This is a genomic window from Pseudomonas sp. ATCC PTA-122608 (genome assembly GCF_001952855.1).
GTDB lineage: Bacteria > Pseudomonadota > Gammaproteobacteria > Pseudomonadales > Pseudomonadaceae > Aquipseudomonas.
The window spans coordinates 160,253-179,859 of the sequence record NZ_LPNO01000001.1 but is presented as its reverse complement, the minus strand read 5'-3'; the positions used below and the strand labels follow the sequence as shown (position 1 = coordinate 179,859).

General features: G+C 61.3%; 20 protein-coding genes. 12 read left to right on the top strand and 8 right to left on the bottom strand.

Annotated elements, in window-relative coordinates; all coding sequences use genetic code 11:
- Positions 1-15 precede the first annotated feature (15 nt).
- From AU074_RS34290 to AU074_RS00870, 4 genes are all read left to right on the top strand, one after another.
- Complete coding sequence (locus AU074_RS34290) at positions 16-1,134, top strand: uroporphyrinogen-III C-methyltransferase (RefSeq protein WP_256576772.1); 1,119 nt, start codon at positions 16-18, stop codon at positions 1,132-1,134.
- 5 nt (positions 1,135-1,139) lie between these two features.
- A complete protein-coding gene (locus AU074_RS00880; protein ID WP_076013115.1) occupies positions 1,140-2,381 on the top strand; it encodes a heme biosynthesis protein HemY in 1,242 nt (413 codons plus the stop codon).
- A gap of 237 nt (positions 2,382-2,618) precedes the next feature.
- A complete protein-coding gene (locus AU074_RS00875) occupies positions 2,619-3,140 on the top strand; it encodes a disulfide bond formation protein B (RefSeq protein ID WP_076013114.1) in 522 nt (173 codons plus the stop codon).
- Between the two features lie 206 nt (positions 3,141-3,346).
- Positions 3,347-3,805: an Rsd/AlgQ family anti-sigma factor gene (locus tag AU074_RS00870; protein WP_076013113.1), complete on the top strand. Its 459-nt coding sequence runs from the start codon at positions 3,347-3,349 to the stop codon at positions 3,803-3,805.
- A 53-nt stretch (positions 3,806-3,858) separates the two neighbouring features.
- Here AU074_RS00870 and AU074_RS00865 read toward each other — a convergent pair whose 3' ends face one another.
- Entirely contained in the window at positions 3,859-4,524 is a 666-nt protein-coding gene (locus AU074_RS00865; protein ID WP_076013112.1) for an FKBP-type peptidyl-prolyl cis-trans isomerase, read from the bottom strand.
- Positions 4,525-4,716: 192 nt separating this feature from the next.
- Here AU074_RS00865 and AU074_RS32895 point away from each other — a divergent pair, with 192 nt between their 5' ends.
- Positions 4,717-5,985, top strand: coding sequence for an AlgP family protein (locus tag AU074_RS32895; RefSeq protein ID WP_143503517.1), 1,269 nt, complete (start codon positions 4,717-4,719; stop codon positions 5,983-5,985).
- Here the strand turns inward: AU074_RS32895 and AU074_RS00850 are convergent.
- Positions 5,982-6,443: a TIGR02444 family protein gene (locus AU074_RS00850; protein ID WP_076013110.1), complete on the bottom strand. Its 462-nt coding sequence runs from the start codon at positions 6,441-6,443 to the stop codon at positions 5,982-5,984. The genes AU074_RS32895 and AU074_RS00850 overlap by 4 nt on opposite strands.
- A 50-nt stretch (positions 6,444-6,493) precedes the next feature.
- Between AU074_RS00850 and AU074_RS00845 the strand changes: the two genes are divergently transcribed.
- The 3 genes from AU074_RS00845 to AU074_RS00835 all read left to right on the top strand — a co-directional run bounded on the left by AU074_RS00845 (position 6,494) and on the right by AU074_RS00835 (position 9,773).
- Positions 6,494-8,404: an ATP-binding cassette domain-containing protein gene (locus AU074_RS00845; RefSeq protein WP_076013109.1), complete on the top strand. Its 1,911-nt coding sequence runs from the start codon at positions 6,494-6,496 to the stop codon at positions 8,402-8,404.
- Complete coding sequence (locus AU074_RS00840) at positions 8,404-8,970, top strand: mechanosensitive ion channel family protein (RefSeq protein ID WP_076013108.1); 567 nt, start codon at positions 8,404-8,406, stop codon at positions 8,968-8,970. Before AU074_RS00845 ends, AU074_RS00840 begins: the two co-directional genes overlap by 1 nt.
- Positions 8,971-9,140: 170 nt before the next feature.
- The gene (locus tag AU074_RS00835) at positions 9,141-9,773 is read left to right on the top strand and encodes a LysE family transporter (RefSeq protein WP_003208844.1); all 633 of its coding nucleotides are present in this window, start codon (positions 9,141-9,143) and stop codon (positions 9,771-9,773) included.
- A gap of 141 nt (positions 9,774-9,914) precedes the next feature.
- Here the strand turns inward: AU074_RS00835 and AU074_RS00830 are convergent, their stop codons facing one another.
- From AU074_RS00830 to AU074_RS00815, 4 genes are read right to left on the bottom strand one after another with little or no spacing between them, the layout of a single operon-like run.
- A complete protein-coding gene (locus AU074_RS00830; RefSeq protein ID WP_076013107.1) occupies positions 9,915-10,658 on the bottom strand; it encodes a penicillin-binding protein activator LpoB in 744 nt (247 codons plus the stop codon).
- A gap of 3 nt (positions 10,659-10,661) precedes the next feature.
- Positions 10,662-11,249 (bottom strand): penicillin-binding protein activator LpoB, encoded by a 588-nt coding sequence (gene lpoB / locus AU074_RS00825; RefSeq protein ID WP_076013106.1) that lies wholly within the window; start codon positions 11,247-11,249, stop codon positions 10,662-10,664.
- Positions 11,250-11,284: 35 nt separating this feature from the next.
- The gene (locus AU074_RS00820) at positions 11,285-11,656 is read right to left on the bottom strand and encodes a YcfL family protein (protein ID WP_003214024.1); all 372 of its coding nucleotides are present in this window, start codon (positions 11,654-11,656) and stop codon (positions 11,285-11,287) included.
- 10 nt (positions 11,657-11,666) lie between these two features.
- The gene (locus AU074_RS00815; protein WP_076013105.1) at positions 11,667-13,064 is read right to left on the bottom strand and encodes a COG3014 family protein; all 1,398 of its coding nucleotides are present in this window, start codon (positions 13,062-13,064) and stop codon (positions 11,667-11,669) included.
- 305 nt (positions 13,065-13,369) lie between these two features.
- On the opposite strand from AU074_RS00815, the gene AU074_RS00810 reads away from it, so the two are divergent.
- Entirely contained in the window at positions 13,370-15,265 is a 1,896-nt protein-coding gene (locus tag AU074_RS00810; protein ID WP_076013104.1) for an FTR1 family protein, read from the top strand.
- 2 nt (positions 15,266-15,267) lie between these two features.
- On the top strand, positions 15,268-15,720 hold the full coding sequence (locus AU074_RS00805; RefSeq protein ID WP_017476645.1) for a YaiI/YqxD family protein: 453 nt from the start codon (positions 15,268-15,270) through the stop codon (positions 15,718-15,720).
- On the opposite strand, the gene elbB is transcribed toward AU074_RS00805, so the two are convergent.
- On the bottom strand, positions 15,717-16,382 hold the full coding sequence (gene elbB / locus AU074_RS00800; RefSeq protein WP_076013103.1) for an isoprenoid biosynthesis glyoxalase ElbB: 666 nt from the start codon (positions 16,380-16,382) through the stop codon (positions 15,717-15,719). The genes AU074_RS00805 and elbB overlap by 4 nt on opposite strands.
- Before the next feature lie 115 nt (positions 16,383-16,497).
- On the opposite strand from elbB, the gene AU074_RS00795 reads away from it, so the two are divergent.
- Positions 16,498-17,733: a sterol desaturase family protein gene (locus AU074_RS00795; protein WP_076013102.1), complete on the top strand. Its 1,236-nt coding sequence runs from the start codon at positions 16,498-16,500 to the stop codon at positions 17,731-17,733.
- Here AU074_RS00795 and AU074_RS00790 read toward each other — a convergent pair.
- Positions 17,714-18,352: a DedA family protein gene (locus tag AU074_RS00790; protein ID WP_003214015.1), complete on the bottom strand. Its 639-nt coding sequence runs from the start codon at positions 18,350-18,352 to the stop codon at positions 17,714-17,716. The two genes, AU074_RS00795 and AU074_RS00790, sit on opposite strands and share 20 nt — an antisense overlap.
- Positions 18,353-18,581: 229 nt before the next feature.
- Here AU074_RS00790 and hemB point away from each other — a divergent pair, with 229 nt between their 5' ends.
- Positions 18,582-19,595 (top strand): porphobilinogen synthase, encoded by a 1,014-nt coding sequence (gene hemB / locus AU074_RS00785; RefSeq protein ID WP_076013101.1) that lies wholly within the window; start codon positions 18,582-18,584, stop codon positions 19,593-19,595.
- The last annotated feature ends 12 nt before the right edge of the window (positions 19,596-19,607 follow it).

Here is a 19,607-nt window from a genome sequence, read left to right as displayed (position 1 = left end):
GCAAAGGATGGATACGTGAGCGAAACAGCCTTGCCTAAAGATGAAGCTCAGCCCGCGCTTGATGCGCCTGTTGAGACACCGGTTACCACCGCCCCGCGCCGTGGTAACGGCCTGGCTATCGTGGCCTTGTTGCTCGGCGCTGCCGGTGTTGCCGCCGGTGGTTGGGGGATCTGGCAGGTCCGTGCACTGCAGGCGAGCAGCCAGCAACAGCTGGGCCAAGTGCAGACCCTGGACGACCAATCCCAGAGCCTCAAGCAGAGCCAGCAGCAGCTGTCGGCACGCCTGGGGCAACTGCCGGGTGCTGAGGAACTGGAAGAGCGCCGTCGGTTGGTGGCGCAATTGCAGGGCGATCAGCAGCGCTTGAGTCAGCGCCTGGAAACCGTGCTGGGTGCCAGCCGCCAGGACTGGCGCCTGGCCGAGGCCGAACACCTGATCCGCCTGGCCAGCCTGCGTCTCTCCGCCTTGCAGGACATCAACAGTGCCCAAGCGTTGGTCCAAGGCGCTGACGAAATCCTCCGCGAACAAAGTGATCCCGGCTCGTACGCCGCCCGTGAGCAGTTGGCCAAGAGCCTCGCCGCGTTGCGCAATATCGAACAGCCGGACCGTACCGGGCTGTACCTGCAACTGGCGGCATTGCGCGATCAGGTCGTGCAACTGGCGGCCGTCGCCCCGGAATACCAGCTCCCGGAAGCCGCCAATGGGGGCCGTCCGACCGCCGATACGGACAGCCGCTGGAGCCAGTGGTGGGAGCAGATCTCGCGGTATTTCCGCATCGACTTCAACCCGGATGACAACATTCGTCCGCTGCTGGCAGGGCAAGGTCTGAATCAGGTGCGCCTGGCGCTGAGCCTGGCGCTGGAGCAGGCGCAATGGGCGGCGCTCAACGGCGAGCCGGCTGTGTATAGCCGATCCTTGGGCGAGGCGCGCAGCGTCCTGCAGGACAACTTCAATCAAGACAACCCGCAAAGCAAAAACATGCTGGCCCGTATTGCCGAGCTCGAGCCCAAGGCTGTCTCGGTGGTAACGCCGGACTTGGCCGCAAGCTTGGCCGCCGTGCAGGCTTACCTTGACCGTCGCCACCTGTCTGCCGAAGAAGCCAAGGTTTCTGCTGGCAAGCCGGCGACCCAGGAGTAAAGCCGATGAAGCGTTTCTATGTGATCCTGGTGCTGGCGATTGCGATCGCCCTGGCACTGGCTGTGGGCATTTCGAAACACACCGGTTACGTGCTGATTACTTATCCCCATGTGCTGCATTACGAGTCCGGACTTTGGTCGACGCTGGTGGCGGTGTTTGCCATTGGCTTGGTGATCTATCTGGTCAGGGTGCTGTTGAGCCTGGTGCTGACTTCCGGTGGTGTGGTCAACCCATGGTCGCGGCGCAATCGTAGTCGTCGTGTTCAGATTGCCATCGAACAGGGGCAGATGGACCTCGCCGAAGGGCGCTGGGCCAGTGCCGAGCGTCACTTGCACCGTGCGGCCGAAGCGGAACGCCAGCCATTGCTCTACTACCTCGGCGCTGCCCGCGCGGCCAACGAACAGGGCCGTTATGAGGAGGCGGACGGCCTGCTGGAGCGGGCGCTTGAGCGCCAGCCCCAAGCAGAACTCGCGGTGGCCTTGAGTCATGCGCAGTTGCAGATGGACCGTGGTGACACCGAGGGTGCCCTGGTCACCTTGCAGGCCATGCATGAGCGGCATCCGCATAACGTCCAGGTATTGCGTCAATTACAGCGGCTTTATCAACAGTGCGGTGATTGGTCTTCGGTCATTCGGCTGTTGCCGGAACTGCGCAAAGACAAAGCGCTGCCGCCTGCCGAGCTGGCCGAACTGGAGCGTCGTGCATGGGGCGAGAACCTGACCTTGGCTGCCCAACGCGAAGAGCAAGGCGAGGCTGGTCAGCAATCCCTTGAGCGGGCGTGGCAGCAATTGACTTCGGCCCAGCGCCAGGAGCCGCAACTGGTGCTGGCCTATGCCGAGCAACTGCGTCAATTGGGCGCGGATGCCAAGGCTGAAGAGGTGCTGCGTGGTGCGCTCAAGCGTGAGTACGACAGCCATCTGATCAGGCTCTACGGCTTGCTGCGAGGCAGCGATTCGGCGAAGCAGTTGAAGTTTGCCGAAGGCTGGCTCAAGGACCATCCGGGCGATGCCAGCCTGTTGCTGACCCTCGGCCGCCTGTGCCTGCAAAACAGCCTGTGGGGCAAGGCGCGGGACTACCTGGAAAGCAGCCTGCAGGTGCAGCGCAATCCCGAAGCCTGCGCCGAACTGGCACGCCTGCTGGCGCAATTGGGCGACACCGAGCGCAGCAACCAGTTGTTCCAGGAAGGCCTGGGCCTGTTGGACAAGCGTCTGCTGGCGTCACCTCTGCCTGTGCCGGCACGGGTTTGAGGTAGGAAATGGCGTAGGGGTTGCCTCAGAGTTGTCTCGTGGGCAACCCTTCAATAGCGCTCAATAGCTGTAGGCAATATGGCTTGTAGTAAACTCCTACGCAGACGGGCGTTTAATCGCTCACCTTCTGACGGGATATCCCTACGCTCTCGCGGAATCGTCTGCTCTGGCGCGTATTGAAAGGGGTAAGGCCTTTCCTCTACCGTAACTACCTATCTCTTGCGTTGCGGATAAACAATGTCTTTGGCCCCCTCACGCTCCCTGTTCCTCCTGGCGTTCCTGGCTGGTGCGCTGACGCTGGGCGCGTCCTTTTACCTGGAGTATGCCGCGCTGTTGCGGCCTTGTTTCCTGTGTCAGGTGCAACGAATTCTTGTGGCGGCCTTCACGCTGATCAACCTGGTGGCGGCGATTCATGGGCCCAAGCGTTCCGGGATCTACGTGTATTGGGCGGCGAGCATGGGCTGTGCAGTGTTGGGCGCCATCACCGCCGTACGCCAGGTGCTGCTGCAAAATACGCCGCCGGAGCAGCTGCCGACCTGTTGGCCCGGCCTTCAATCCATGATCGAAAACCTGTCGATACGAGAAGCGTTGTCCCTGATGTTCAAGGGCAGCGTTGACTGTGTGGAAATCAACTGGACGCTGTTCGATTTAAGTATTCCCGAGTGGAGCCTGCTGTTCTTCGTGGCGATGCTGATCCTTGGTGTAGCGCAGTTCTCGCGGTTGGCGTTGAGTCAGCGTTTTGGCCTTGCACGGCACTGACAGGTGCCCGCGGGTTGTAGGAAGGGATTAAACACTTGTATGAACTTTCTCTCCTGCGTACCTTGATGCCATAGTCGTGCGGGCATAATCTGGCCCGCACGCGTTAGTGAAACAGACTGTTCGATGCACGTCTGCCCGGTTGCCGCTTTAACCTTGAAGTGTTGCGCGGGCAGCGGGCGGCGCCCCTATAGGGAAGAGAGATCATCATGTTGGAAAGTTGTCAGAATGCTCAGGAACGCTGGGGTGGGGTGCACAAACTGATCGATGGTTGGTTGAAAGCGCGTCACGAACTGGTTCGGTCCTTTGATGCTCTCGGTGCCAAGCCCGAAGCGCTGAGCGAGAACCGCAAGCCGTTGCAGGAATTCTGCGGTGTATTGGTGGACTACGTCTCGGCGGGGCACTTCGGTGTCTACGAGCAGTTGACCAAAGAGGCCGAGGCCTTCGACGATCAACGTGGCTTGGACCTGGCAGAAACGATTTACCCGCGCATCGATGTCATCACCGAGAAGCTGCTGGCCTTCAACGACCTGTGTGATGCCGGCAAATGTGTCGCAGAAAAATTCAAAGAGTTGGGCGGTTTGCTGCATGAGCGTTTCGAGCTGGAAGATTGTCTGATCGAAGTGCTGCACAATGCTCACAAGGAAGAGTTGGCGGCCAAAGCCTGACTCGCCGCAACACAAAAAAACGGTGCGCATTGCGCACCGTTTTTCGTTTGGGTTCAGGCACCCGCGCCGAGTAATTCGATCTCAAATACCAACGGTGTGTAAGGCGGGATCAACTCGCCGGCACCGTCAGCCCCATAGGCTTGGTCGGACGGAATCACCAGACGCCATTTCGCGCCCACCGGCATCTGTTGCAACGCGCTTCGCCAGCCGCTGATCACACTGTCCAGGCGAAACCACTGAGGCTGCGTGCTTTTGTCGAAGACTGTCCCGTCGGGTAACCGCCCAACGTAATTCACCTGCACGCGATCATCGGCCGCAGGTTTTTTTCCGCTGCCAGGGGTCAGTTCGGTCATCAGGATGCCGCCTGCCAATTCGCGCACACCACTTTTGGATTTCTCACTGGCTAAAAATTGTTGCTCGGCAGCCAGAGCCTTTTCACTTTGTGGTGCTCGATTGTCCGGTGCGTTTTGCGCTTCGTGCTGGGCAAGTATCTGTTCGATGCGTGTGTCGTCCAGCGCCAGCGGCTTGCCCTGGTAAGCCTGTTTAAGGCCGTCGATCAGTGCCTCGAGTTGCAGGCCCGGCATCTCCTGGCGCAGGCGCTCACCCAGGCTGGCGCCCAGGCTGTAGGCCAGGTCGTGGTCATCTTTTGACGGGGATTTCTCACTCGCATTGGCCACGGAAAGCGCCAGGCCCAACACTAAAAAAAGGTAACGCGACATGGGCGTTCTCCAGCCGAAAGTGCGATGGATTATGCCAGTGTGAATGCTTAAAAAGTGGCGTGGATTTTCGTTATATCAATAAGAATTTTCGTGCGGTGCAACGCAAGCCAATCGATACTGTCAACATGCCCTAGCGGCGGTAAGAGCAGAGGGCTAGTATGAGCCGCACCCACGTCAGCCAGGAGGTAAACCATGTCGGCCAAACAGAAGCCTGTAAATACCCCGTTGCATTTGCTCCAACAACTTTCGGGCAGCCTGCTCGAACATTTGGAAACTGCTTGTTCCCAAGCCTTGGCTGATGCTGAGAAGTTGCTCGCCAAGCTTGAAAAACAACGCGGCAAAGCTCAGGAAAAACTGCACAAATCCCGTACCAAACTGCAAGGCGCAGCGACCGCTGGCAAAGCCAAGGCACAAGCCAAAGCCAAGGACGCCGTCAAAGAACTTGAGGACTTGCTCGACGCCCTCAAGGATCGTCAATCCGAAACCCGCACCTACATTTCCCAACTCAAGCGTGATGCTTCCGAGAGCCTGAAACTGGCTCAGGGTGTTGGTCGTGTGAAGGAAGCTGTAGGCAAAGTGCTGAGCACCCGTGCTCCGGCTAAAGCTGTTGCAGCCAGCGCAGCGAAGAAGCCAGCCAGCAAAGCAGTCGCCGCCAAGGCACCTGCGAAAGCTGCGGCCAAACCTGCGGCAAAAGCACCGGCTAAATCGGCTGCCAAGCCAGCCGCTAAAACTGCTGCTGCGAAACCAGCCGCCAAGCCAGCTGCTAAAACTGCTGCTGCGAAACCAGCCGCCAAGCCAGCTGCTAAAACGGCTGCTGCAAAACCAGCCGCCAAGCCAGCTGCTAAAACTGCTGCTGCAAAACCAGCCGCCAAGCCAGCTGCTAAAACTGCTGCTGCAAAACCAGCCGCCAAGCCAGCTGCTAAAACTGCTGCTGCGAAACCAGCCGCCAAGCCAGCTGCTAAAACTGCTGCTGCGAAACCAGCCGCTAAGCCAGCTGCTAAAACCGCTGCTGCGAAACCAGCTGCCAAGCCAGCCGCTAAACCTGCTGCTGCGAAACCAGCCGCTAAGCCAGCTGCTAAAACTGCTGCTGCAAAACCAGCCGCCAAGCCAGCTGCTAAAACCGCTGCTGCAAAACCAGCCGCCAAGCCAGCTGCTAAACCTGCTGCTGCGAAACCAGCTGCCAAGCCAGCCGCTAAACCTGCTGCTGCGAAACCAGCCGCCAAGCCAGCTGCTAAACCTGCTGCTGCAAAACCAGCTGCCAAGCCAGCCGCTAAACCTGCTGCCGCAAAGCCAGCCGCAAAACCAGCAGCCGCCAAGTCTGCACCGGCCAAACCAGCTACCCCAGCTGCAAAGCCTGCGACACCTGCCGCACCGGCTGCCAGCACCGCAGCGCCAACCGCTCCGGCCAGCAGCACGCCTGCACCGGCAGCGCCAAGCGTCACCCCAACCAGCGCTTCCTAAGTGCTGGTGACTGCGGCGCGCAGCTGATGCAGCGCGTCGTGGTCAAGGTTGGCGGTTTCGGCCGCCAGTCCTTCAAGCCACGCTTGAACACCCGCCTCGGCCATCGGCCAACCCTGCGCAACGCCTTCCAGGCGCGATAACAGCAGCCGCTCAGCTTCCTGCTCCAGAGCCTTGACCCGTTCCCGTAACGCTCCCAGCTCAGCATCCTGCTGCGCCGTGGCCCGCCATTGCGTGCGCACTTGCCGCAGCGGCTCGACCACCTCCGCCTGCCACGGCTCGGCGACCTGCCGCAGTGCCTGCAAACGCGACGTTTCCGGCGCCACGCCACGCTGCTCCAGCCACAACCCGCACAACATCAGGCACACATCAGCCCCTTGCGCCTGCAGGCGCAGACACGCGTCCTCGACGCCCGGGCGGGCGTAAGTCGAGAGGGCAAAGCTCCACAGGTCAGCGCACATATTCACACCCAAGCCAGCGGCCAACGAAGCTGGTAGACTCCGCCGCCATTATGATCCGACTTCAAAGCCTAACATTACAGCGTGGCCCGCAACGTCTTCTCGAAGACGCCGAGCTGACCCTGCACGCCGGTCACAAAGCCGGCCTGATCGGTGCCAACGGCGCCGGCAAATCCACGTTGTTCGCCTTGCTGCTGGGTGAGCTGACGCCTGATTCCGGGAACTGTCTGCTGCCGGCCGACTGGCGCATCGCCCATATGCGCCAGGAGATCGACACCCTCGACCGCATTGCGATCGACTACGTGCTCGATGGCGACCTGCGCCTGCGCCAGGTGCAACACGACCTCGCCGAGGCCGAGAAAGCCCAGGACGGCGCCGCACAGGCCCGCCTGCACTCGGAACTGGACAGCGCCGACGGCTACACCGCCGACGCCCGCGCCCGCAAGATGCTTGCCGGCCTTGGCTTTACCAACGAACAGATGGACCGCCCGGTCGCCGACTTCTCCGGCGGCTGGCGCATGCGCCTGAACCTGGCCCAGGCGCTGATGTGCCCCTCGGACCTGTTGCTGCTCGATGAACCGACCAACCACTTGGACCTCGATGCAATCCTGTGGCTGGAAGACTTCCTCAAAAGCTACCCGGGCACTTTGCTGCTGATTTCCCACGACCGGGATTTCCTCGACGCCGTGGTCGACAACATCGCCCACGTCGACCAGAAGAAAATCACCCTTTACCGCGGTGGCTACAGCGCCTTCGAGCGCGCCCGTGCCGAACGCCTGGCCCAGCAGCAGCAAGCCTACGAGAAGCAGCAGGCGCAACGTGCGCATATGGAAAGCTACATCGCCCGGTTCAAGGCCCAGGCCACCAAGGCCCGTCAGGCCCAGAGCCGGATCAAGGCCCTGGAGCGCATGGAAGAACTGTCGGCGGCCCACGTCGATTCACCGTTCGACTTTGTGTTCCGCGAGTCAGTGAAAATCTCCAGCCCGTTGCTGGACCTGTCCGACGCCCGCCTGGGTTATGGCGACAAGACCATCCTCGAGAAGGTCAAGTTGCAGCTCACCCCCGGCGCGCGGATCGGCCTGCTCGGCCCCAACGGTGCGGGCAAGTCGACCCTGATCAAAAACCTCTCGGGCGAATTGCAGCCTTTGGCCGGCCGTCTGGTGCGCGGTGAGAACCTGGTGGTGGGCTATTTCGCCCAGCATCAGTTGGACTCCCTCGACGCCAAGGCCAGCCCGCTGCTGCACTTGCAGCGCCTGGCGCCGACCGAACGTGAACAGACCCTGCGAGACTTCCTCGGTGGTTTCGACTTCCGCGGTGCGCGCATCGACGAGCCGGTGTTGAATTTCTCCGGTGGCGAAAAGGCCCGCCTGGCCCTGGCGTTGATCGCCTGGGACCGGCCAAACCTGTTGCTGCTCGACGAACCGACCAACCACCTCGACCTGGAAATGCGCCTGGCGCTGACCATGGCCCTGCAGGAATTCAGCGGCGCGGTGTTGGTGGTGTCTCACGATCGGCATTTGCTCAAGAGCACCACGGATAACTTCCTGCTGGTGGCTGACGGCAAGGTCGAGGAATTCGACGGCGACCTGGAAGACTACGCGCGCTGGCTGTCGGACTACCGCTTGCGCAACGCGCCGGTCAGCAACACGCCGGTCAACCCGGACAAGACCGACAAGAAGGCCCAGCGCCAGGCCGCTGCTGCACTGCGTCAGCAGTTGGCACCGCACAAGCGTGAAGCCGACAAGCTGGAAGCCGAGTTGGGCAAGATCCACGAGAAGCTGGCGAAGATCGAAACCAGCCTGGGTGACAGCGCCGTGTACGAGCCGGCCCGCAAGGATGAATTGCGCGACCTGCTGGCCGAACAGGCCAAGCTCAAGGTGCGTGAGGCACAGTTGGAGGAGACCTGGATGGAAGCCCTCGAACTGCTGGAATCCTTGCAAGCGGAGCTGGAGGCGCTTTCCTGATGGAAACGCTGCAACTGCCGCTGCCGGCCCAATGGATCGCGCCGATCTGGGTGGCCGTACAGATTTTGCTGATCTTGCTGGGCGGCTATCTCGCCCAGCGGTTCGTCGCCAAATGCTTGAACCGCCTTGGGGAGCGTTATCCGTTCCCGCCGCAGTTGCTGATGCCCCTGCGCGGCGGCCTGCGCTGGCTGATCATGGGCAGTGCGCTGATCTTTGTGCTGGAGCGCCTGGGCGTTTCCGCCACGGTGCTGTGGACGGCGTTGTCGGGCTTTGTGGCGGTGGCTGCAGTGGCGTTCTTCGCCATGTGGTCGGTGTTGTCGAACCTGCTGTGCGCCATTTTGATCTTCACCGTCGGGCCGTTCCGCTTGGGCGACGTGGTCGAGTTGGTGGACACCGTCGACAAGCCCGGCGTCAAAGGCCGGGTGGTGGCGATCAATCTGCTCTACACCACGCTGATCGAAGTGGAAGAGGCCGGTACCGGCAGTGTCATGGTGCAAGTGCCCAACAGCCTGTTCTTCCAGCGCTCGGTGCGCCGTTGGCGCGACACAGACATTACCGGCCTGTAGGAGCGAGCTTGCTCGCGAAAAGCGTCAACGATGACGCAGCGCTTCCGATAGTCCGTGGTGCCTGTGGGTTTTTCGCGAGCGAGCTCGCTCCTACAGCAAGAATTCTGTAGCCAGCCCTTATGTGTCGGAGTTAGCTTAGTGCCGACAACGAATTTGATACGAGGTGTGTAATGGCTCTCGACACATGGCTGGCCTTTTTCCTGGCCAGTTGGATCATCAGTCTCTCTCCTGGCGCCGGCGCCATCGCGTCGATGTCCAGCGGCCTGCAATACGGTTTCCTGCGCGGCTACTGGAATGCCCTGGGCCTGCAACTGGGCCTGGCGATGCAAATTGCCGTGGTCGCCGGTGGCCTGGGGGCGATCCTCGCGGCATCCTCCACGGCGTTCTACGCGATCAAATGGTTTGGCGTGGCGTACCTCGTGTACCTGGCCATCAAGCAATGGCGCGCGCTGCCAACCGACCTTAGCGATGACGCGGCGATTCGCCCGATCGGCAAGCCGATGGCGATGATGTTCCGTGGGTTTTTGGTCAACGCCAGCAACCCCAAGGCCCTGGTGTTCATGCTGGCGGTGTTGCCACAGTTCGTGAACCCACAGGCGCCGCTGCTGAACCAGTACCTGATCCTGGGTGCGACAATGATCTGCGTGGACATGATCGTGATGGCCGGCTACACCGGGCTGGCGTCGAAAGTGTTGCGCTTGCTGCGCACACCCAAGCAGCAGAAACGCATGAACCGCACGTTTGCCGGGCTGTTTGTTGGTGCGGCGGGGTTCCTGGCCAGCTTGCACCGCGCAACGGCATAACTGACGAAACCGGATAAAAAATGTGGGAGCGGGCTTGCTCGCGAATGCGGAGTGTCAGTCACCAGATGTATTGACTGATCCACAGCATTCGCGAGCAAGCCCGCTCCCACATTGGTTTTGTGTTGCATGTACTTCCAGTGATCAGCGCAAGATCTTCGGCGCTTCATCCCGTGGCAGGTTATTGCGCAATGCAGGCTGCCCCGGTTGCTCCTGATAACCACCGCCAAGTTGTTCGGCCAACTGCCGCGCAACATCCTCGCCCAACGCCTTCGACACTTCCCGCACCACACGAGGCCGGTTCAGGCTCACGCGCACGTCACGGTTGCTCACCAGCTTGGTGTCCTGGCCTTCGCCCATGGCCGTAAACGCCGAGGTGATCTCAAAGGTGCGGGTGTTGATCAGGCTGAAGTCTGCCACCAGCGTCAGGCCCAGCACCGCCGAATAACTGTTGGTGTGGTCCAGCGCGTTGACGTCCTGGGTGAAGTCGATGTCCGACAAGGTGCCGAACAACACGTAGTCCGCGCCCTTGAAGTTACCGGCCTTGATCCGCTTGATCACGTCATACACATCGCCCTTGGCGTCAGCGGTGTACGGCGTGCCCTGCACCAGCTGGAACTGCCGCGACTTGAGGATTTCACCCTTGATGTCGCCGCTGAACTTGCGCAGTTCGGTCTGCTCGATGTAGCTGTTGCGGCTCTCGTACTCGCTGTAGCTCGAGCCGCCGCTGGCGCTATAGGCGCTGGCCTGGAAGTTGTTGCTGGCCGCGACCTGGTGAATGTACTCCTCCACCCGGGCCTCGTAGGCCAGGTCGGTCACCGCGATCTTCGGTGCGGCCGAGGCGCCAAAGGCGCACAACAGGCCGATCATGCCGATCCATGCACGCATTGCTTAGCGCTCCGTGGTCTTGCGGATTTCTTTTTCGTCCATCCATTCGGCCAGGCCGCTTTCAACGTCAATCAGTTGCAGGCTGAACTTGTAGAACACGTCCTTGTAGTCCGAGCTGCGCTTGACGATGGAGCTGATGGAGCCTTCCAGACGGTACTTGGCGGCGACCATGTTGCCGGTCTTGCTGACGGTCGACTTCTTGTACAGGCCGCTCTGGTTCTGCAGCTTCAGTTGGTCGACCTGGCTTTGCATGTCGGTGTTGTCGCTGGCGAAGCGAGCGGTGCCGGTCTTCATCAGCTGGGTCTTGATCGACGTGGTGATCTCGCGGGTATCGATGTACTCGCTGGTCTTGTTCTTCACGTCATATACCTGCACCACCGGGCGGCCCTGGAGGATGCCGGACTGGGCCAGGGAGCGGGTCATGCTTTCGGCGATCATCTGCAGGTCGGTGGAACCGAACTCGTTGGTCACCAGTTCCACGGCCTTGGTGTCGCCGTAGCTGATGTTTTTACCGCCCAGTACCGGCGAGGTGTTGGCGCAGCCGCTGGCCATAACGGCGACCACGGCGAGGAACGAGAAGCGTGCAAACATGGGGATGTCTCTCTGAAACTGAATGAGTGGGCGGATCAAGGCGTTTTCACTTCAAGGCGGAAGTCGGCAGCCTGGGGCAGGTTGGCGATGGCCGGCAGGAAGGTCGCCTGGTTTGCGTAGAGGTTCAGCACTTTCCAGGTTTCTTCGTCGCCCACCGGGAAGCCGTCGGCGCCCAGCCAGGCGAAGCGGTAATACATCATCTGGTTGCTGCTGGTGATATTGCTCAACTGCACCTTGGCGGTCAGGAAGCCGTTTTCCCGGGCGACGCGGATCGCGCCGACGGCGATGCCCTTGAACTTGCCCATCACCACGATTTTGCTCGCGGCGCTGCCAGGTTCCGGCGGTGGCGGGGTGGCGCAACCGGCCAGCAGGATCAGCGCCAGGGCGCCGAGGATGAAATGACGCATAGCGTGCTCCTTAAGGTTGTTTGAGAGTGGCGACGGCCTGGGGCGGATTACTCTGCACCACATGGGCCGCAAGACCGCCGGCGAATACCTGGTTGCCGACCACGCGCAAGGTAATCACTTGATAGCGCTGGTCGGCCTTGACCGTTACCAGCGTGCCGCCCAAGGCGTTGGGCAGGCTGACCTGGTGCTCGCCGTGCTTGAGGCGCAGGCGAGTCACCTGGGTCATGTCCGGCAACGTGCGCCAGGTGCGGGTGTCGGCGCCTTCGGTGACGGCTGAAGCGATACCGAGTACCAGGCCTGCCATCGGGTTGGTCTTGTTCAGGTTGTTCTGGGTGATACCGCGGGTCACGGCCCGCACGGTGGTGCGCAGGATGATGCCCGGCATGTCATCCCGCAGGGCGCGGCGGGACATGGCGGTGGTGCTGTTGAGGGCCGTGAGGTTCTGCTGCTGGCCATCGACCCCGATCTGCGCGAAGGTCGCGGTGGAGGCGTCGGCCTTGATCACCGGGAACGACAGCGGGGTGATCACCAGGTGGCCGTCGATGGGGATCGGCAACGGCAGGCGAATCGAGTCGCGGGCCGGTGCCAGGCCGCTTTGCACCACGATCAGCACGTCGGTCTCGTCGGCTCCGACTTTGGATTTGTCCAGGTTGAGCAGGGCCTGTTCCAGCAGCGGAGTGTTGGGGCGCAGTTCGGCGGCCTTGCGGTAGCCCGGCGCGGCCAGGTCTTTTTCGCCCAGGGCTTCGTAGACGAAGCCGGCCAGGTAATGGCTGAACGCGCTCTGGTAGCTGTTCTTCAGGCCCACCACTTCCGGGGCATTGAGGCTTTCCACCGGGTAGCCGCGCAGGTCCTTGAACTGGGTTGCGATGCCCTGGCGCTCGGCTTCGTTTTCGCTCTTGAGGTATTCCTTGTCCCGCAGGTCGGCAATCACCGCTTCGCGTTCGTGGGTCTTCTTGATCTCGGTGCGGGCACCGTCGAAGTCGTTCAGCGCCAGCAGGTTCAGGGCCATCTGCGTGGTGAGCATGACTTTTTCGTAGTCGTAGCCTTCGTAGCGGCGGACCTTGTCATTGACCAGAAAGGAGCCGAACTGCGCGAGGTACTTATCGGTGTCGAACTTGACCGACTCTTCCCATTTGTAGACTTGCAGGTCGGCGCTGCGCCAGGCGGTCTGGCTGCCGGTGAGGTCGCCCTTGGCCCGCAACAACTCGCCTTTTTCGAAGTAGTAGAGAAGGTCCTTGTCGTCGCCGGTGTTGTTCTTCTCAAGCAGGGTCAGCGCGCCGTCGACATTGCCGGTGGCCAACTGCTGATTGGTGGCTTGCAGCTCGGTGTCGTAGCTGCGGAACATCGAACAACCGGACAACAAGGTGACTGCTGCGAGCGCGAGCGAGGTAAAGGCGCGAGATGCCATCGAGGAGCTTCTTCCCTGAACGTAATCGGCCGAAGGTGCTGGTCGGACCGAATCACCAATGGCAGGAAGGCGTTGCATCCTGCCAATTCCTCATAAAAAGAGGAGCGAAAATGCCAGTTCGCAATAACGAAGGCGCGGCATTATAAGCCCGATTACTGGCAAAACAATGGCCTTTTGGATCCATTTTCCGGTAATGAGGCCAGCATCAGCCCTTGGGTAAACGCAGCCCATATCACTAACAACTTGAGTCAAACCCCGTAAGGTTTGACAATGTGTTACTTCGTATTTCCATTTGAGATCCATTCATGATTGCCCCCTTCCGTTTTCTTGCCTGGCTGGTGCTGCCGGCGTTGATGTCGTGCAGTTTCAACCTGCTGGCTGCAACTGCCGAGGGCGCGCCCCAAGCCCTGCATTTACTGGACTACATCGGTGCGGACTACCCCCCGACAGTGGAGGCGGGCAAGGTTATCGATGATTCCGAATACCGTGAACAGGTAGAGTTTCTCGGGGTGTTGCAGGGGCTGGTGGCCGATCTACCGGAAAAGCCCGAGCGCGCCGAGCTGATAAAAGGCGTGGATGAACTGCTGGCTGCCGTAACGGCCTATCAGGATGGCGCGTTGGTTGCTCACCAGGCCCGGCAATTGGGCGCCAAGCTGGCGGTGGCATATGAAGTCAGCCAAGCCCCTGCCATTACGCCCGACCCGACGCGTGGTGCGCCGCTGTACGCGCAGAATTGCTCGGTGTGCCACGGCGCCGCGGGCGCTGGCGATGGCCCAGCCGCTGTCGGCATGACCCCGCCGCCAGCCAACCTGCGAGACGCTGCCCGCCTCGACCGCCTGAGTCTCTACGCGATCTACAACACCCTTGGGTTGGGCGTCGAAGGCACCGACATGCCGTCTTTCGCCGATCAACTGGACGACCGCCAACGCTGGGACCTGGCCACCTACATCGCCGGCTTTACTGCCGACCCGGCTGCGGCGAAAAGCGAAAGGTCCTTCAACCTCGCCGACCTGGCGCGCCAAACCCCCAATGAAGTGCTCGCCGCCGAAGGCCCCGACGCCGTCGCTACCTTCCGTGCCCAGCGCGCACAGCCGCCGCAGGTCAAGCGTGGCCCGGCGCAGTTGCTCGATTACACCGCCGCCACCCTCGACAAAAGCCTCGCCGCTTTCCGTAACGGTGAGCACGAGCAGGCCTACGACCTGTCGGTAGCGGCTTACCTGGAAGGTTTCGAGCTGGTTGAAAGCTCCCTCGATAACGTCGATGCCAACGTGCGCAAGGACACCGAAAAGGCCCTGATGGCCTACCGGCAGTCGTTGCAGGATGGCTTGCCGATCGAGCAGGTCCAGCAGCGCCTGGACGTGGCCAAGGGCAAACTCACCGAGTCGGCCGGCCTGCTGGGCAGCGATGGCTTGAGCTGGTCGCTGAGTTATATCTCTGGTTTGTTGATCCTCCTGCGCGAAGGCCTGGAAGCAATCCTGGTGCTGGCGGCGATCCTCGCGTTCCTGCGTAACACCGGCCAGCAATCGGCGGTGCGCAGCGTCAACGTCGGCTGGGGCCTGGCGCTGTTGGCCGGCTTGGCCACCTGGGCGTTGGCGGCTTATGTGATTGACGTCAGCGGCGCCCAGCGCGAGTTGCTGGAAGGCTGCACGGCGCTGTTTGCCAGTGTGATGGTGCTGTGGCTCGGGGTGTGGATGCACGACCGCCGTCACGCAGCCGCCTGGCAGGACTACATCAAGAGCAGCCTGGTGGGCGGCGGCGGGCGCTTCGGCTTTGCGATGCTGGCGTTCTTCTCGGTGTACCGCGAGCTGTTCGAAGTGATCCTGTTCTACGAAACCCTGTGGTTGCAGGCAGGCCCAGCCGGGCACAACGCGGTATTGGCCGGTGGTGCCACGGCGCTGGTGTTGTTGGTGGGCCTGGCCTGGGTGATTCTGCGGGGTTCGGCGAAACTGCCGCTGGCGCTGTTCTTCGGTATCAACGCGGCATTGCTGTGTGCGTTGTCGGTGGTGTTCGCCGGGCATGGCGTCAAGGCGTTGCAGGAAGCCGGGATCTTCGGCACCCGGCCAGTGGCGTTCTTTGACTTCGACTGGCTGGGCATCCACGCCGATGCTTATTCGTTGAGTGCCCAGGCCGTGGCGATCCTGGCGATTGTGGTGCTGTACGGTCGCAGCCGGCTGGCTGAAAAGCGCCGGGTGGTGGCGTAACCATGCGCGTGTGGATCGATGCAGATGCTTGCCCACGGGCGGCCAAGGACCAGGTGGTGAAGTTCGCCCTCAAGCGCCAGTTCGAAGTGGTGCTGGTGGCCGGGCAGAGCCAGATCAAGCCGAGCTTCTCGTGTGTGAAGCTGATTGTGGTGCCCAGCGGTCCGGATGCGGCCGATGACTACCTGGTGGAGCACGCGGTGCCCGGCGAACTGGTGATCTGCAGCGATGTGCCGCTGGCCGACCGTTTGGTAAAGAACGGCGTGGCAGCGCTGGACCCGCGAGGCAAGGAGTTCAGCCCGCAGAACATGAGCGAGCGGCTGGCGGTGCGCAACCTGTTCACCGATCTGCGGGAGCAGGGCCAGATGGGCGGTGGTCCACCGCCCCATGGGGACAAGGACAAGCAGGCGTTTGCCAACTCACTGGATCGGATTCTGACGAGGCTGATGAAGGCCTAATCGTTCTCGTGGGTCAGCTCCAGCACTCGGTCCACCAGCTTGTTGATGCCTGACGCCACTTCGCTGATGCGCTTGCCCAGCATGTAGGCCGGGGTGCTCACCAGTTTGCGTGCCTTGTCTTCGACAATATCGTCCACCGCACACACCTGGTGGGTGGCGCCCATCTTGTCCATGGCCGCTGCAGTGTCGGCGTCGTTACCGATGGTGCAGGTCACGCCTGGGCCATAGATCTTCGCCGCCAAGGCCGGCGAGATGCAGATCAGCCCGACTGGTTTGCCCGCTTCGGCAAAGGCTTCGGCCAGTTCCAGCACCTGCGGGTTGACCGTGCACCCCGCGCCTTCCACGGCAAAGTTCGACAGGTTCTTCGCGGCGCCAAACCCACCGGGCACGATCAGCGCGTCGAAGTCCTCGGCGTTGGCCTCACGAATGTCCTTCACCTCGCCACGGGCAATGCGCGCCGACTCCACCAGCACATTGCGCGACTCAGGCATCTCTTCGCCGGTCAGGTGATTGATCACATGCAGTTGGGCAATGTTCGGCGCAAAGCACTGCACCTCGGCGCTACGCTGGTCCAGACGCAGCAGGGTGATCACGCTTTCATGAATCTCAGCGCCGTCGTACACGCCACAGCCGGAAAGGATCACTGCAATCTTTTTGCTCATGGGCATTTCTCCTGATTCATGGCGTTAAATGTCTACCAATTTGTAACTCGATGCCAATGGGATATTTCGCGGTTACACCTAATCTTGATGTAACAATAATTGACCGGACTTGCCCATGGACTTCGTCCCTTACGCGGTACCGTTTTTCATTGCCTTGATCGTGGTCGAGCTGCTGGCCGACTACCGGCGTGGCCAACGCAACTACCGGGTGGCCGATGCCATCAACAGCCTCAGCACCGGCGTGCTGTCCACCACCACAGGGTTGCTGACCAAAGGTGTGGGCATCCTTACCTACGCCTTCACGCTCAAGCACCTGGCGATCATCGAACTGTCGGCCCAAAGCGTCTGGACCTGGGTGTTCGCCTTTGTGTTCTATGACTTCTGCTACTACTGGCTGCATCGCATGGGCCATGAGCGCAACATCCTCTGGGCCGCGCATTCGGTGCATCACCAGAGCGAGGACTACAACCTCAGCACCGCCTTGCGCCAGACCAGCACCGGCTTCCTGCTGAGCTGGATCTTCTACCTGCCGCTGGCCGTGTTGGGCGTACCGCTGGTGGTGTTTATCAGTGTGGCTTCCCTCAACCTGCTGTATCAATTCTGGGTGCACACACGCCATGTGCCGAAGCTCGGCTGGTACGAGTGGTTTTTCGTCACGCCGTCCAATCATCGGGCCCACCATGCACAGAACGCTCTCTACATGGATCGCAACTACGGCGGGGTGTTCATTATTTGGGACCGTCTGTTTGGCTCCTTCCAGGAAGAAGACGATAACGAGCCGGTGATCTTTGGCGTGACCACGCCATTGGCCAGTTGGAACCCGCTGTGGGCCAACCTGCAGTTTTATGCGCAGCTGTGGAGTGATGCACGGCGTGCTGAGAGCTGGTGGGACAAGCTGCGCATCTGGTTCATGCGCACCGGCTGGCGCCCGGCGGATGTGGCGGCGAAGTACCCGATGGCCAAGCCGGACTTGAGCCAGTTCCGCAAGTTCGAGGTGCCGCTGGACGGGCGCCAACAGGTTTACATCGCCCTGCAGTTTGCCGCGTACGTTGGCTTTGGCAGCTATTTGATGAATTTCGGCGAGGGCTTGCCGACCGCCGCCCTGGTGTTGGGCTGGAGCGCAATGGCGTTGGGGTTGTTCACCCTGGGGGTGGCGCTGGAGAATCGCCCATGGGCGTTGAAAGCCGAGCTGGCACGCCTGGCGCTGAATGTGCCGTTGGTGTGGCTGGCGCCGCTGGTGGGGCTGTGGCCGGCCAGCTCGTTGGGCTGGCTGGGCCTGGTCAGTTACAGCTTGCTCAGCGGCATCGGCCTCTACTGTTGCAGAGACCGGCTTACTCGACTGGCGTCGTAGGCTTTTCGGCTTTTTCAGGTTCGCCGGCCGCCAGGCGAACCTTCTCGGCGGCGCAGGCTTCGCGGGTCAGGCGGGCGTTCTTGACGCGCCGGCGGATCCACAAGCCCAGGCCCAGCACCAGCAGTGCGCCCAGTACCCACAGCTCATATTTCTTGACGCTGCCCAGCATGCCTTCCAGTACCGCGCCGAAATGGTAAGCCGCAGCCCCCAGCGCCGCAGCCCACACGGCGGCGCCAATCCCGTTCAGCAACAGATAGCGGCCCGGCGGGTAGCCCGACAAACCAATGGCCACCGGCATCACCGTGCGCAAACCGTAGACAAAACGGAAGCTCAGCACCCAGATGTCCGGGTGCTTGCGGATGTGCTCCAGGGCCTTGTCACCCAGCAGTTGCCAGCGCGGCTTGCGTGCCAACAGTTTGCGGCCGTGCTTGCGCCCCAGGAAGTACCACAACTGGTCACCGGCGTAGCTGCCGAAAAAGGCAACGACCACCACCAGGTTGATATCCATGTATCCACGGAACGCCAGGAAGCCTGCGAGAACCAGAATGGTTTCGCCTTCGAAGAAGGTGCCTAGGAACAGCGCAAAGTAGCCGAAGTCATGCAGAAATTGTTGAAGCATGGTCTGGGTGCTGGCGAAATGAACGCGCAGCCTACGCCTTCGTGAACATTCATGAAAGTATCGAGATGTGTCACGAAGTGAACAATTCCTACATAAACGACGAATGCGACTACGGGTCGCATGCCGGTTGCCTTACGGTGCATGAGCTCACCACAACTGTAATTCCTTCGTCATAATGGCCGCTTATAACTGTCACGCTCGCCCGTCAAGCCGGGCTCAGGAGTCTGCCGTGAGCTTTACCCCCGCCAACCGCCTGTTTCCCGCCACCCGTCTGCGTCGCAACCGTCGCGATGATTTTTCCCGTCGCCTGGTGCGTGAAAACGTGCTGACGGTGAATGATCTGATCCTGCCGGTGTTTGTGCTGGACGGTGAAAATCGTCGGGAAGCGGTGGCGTCGATGCCGGGCGTGGAGCGCTTGACCATTGATTTGCTGCTCGAAGAGGCCGCGAACTGGGTTGAACTGGGGATCCCGGCGCTGGCGCTGTTCCCGGTCACGCCGTCTGAACTCAAGTCCCTGGACGCCGCCGAAGCCTGGAACCCGGAGGGTATCGCCCAGCGCGCCACCCGCGCCTTGCGCGAACGCTTTCCGGAACTGGGAGTGATCACCGACGTGGCCCTGGACCCGTTCACCACCCACGGGCAGGATGGCATTCTCGACGAAGAAGGCTATGTTCAGAACGACATCACCGTTGATGCGCTGGTCAAGCAGGCCTTGTCCCACGCCGCAGCGGGCGCCCAGGTAGTGGCACCGTCTGACATGATGGACGGTCGCATCCAGGCGATTCGCGAAGCCCTGGAGCTGGCCGGCCACGTCAACGTGCGCATCATGGCTTACTCGGCCAAGTACGCCAGCGCCTATTACGGCCCGTTCCGCGATGCGGTGGGCTCGGCGCTGAACCTGGGCAAGGCCAACAAGGCCTCGTACCAGATGGACCCGGCCAACAGCCACGAAGCCCTGCACGAAGTGGCGGCGGACCTGGCTGAAGGTGCCGACATGGTCATGGTCAAGCCCGGGATGCCGTATCTCGACATCCTTTATCGGGTCAAAGAGGAATTCAAGGTGCCGACCTTTGTCTATCAGGTCAGCGGTGAATACGCCATGCACATGGCCGCGATCCAGAATGGTTGGTTGAGTGAAGGGGTGATCCTTGAATCCCTGACTGCCTTTAAACGTGCGGGTGCCGATGGCATCCTGACTTACTTCGCCGCCCGCGCCGCCCAATTGCTTAGAGAGCAACACTAGCCCTCACAGGAA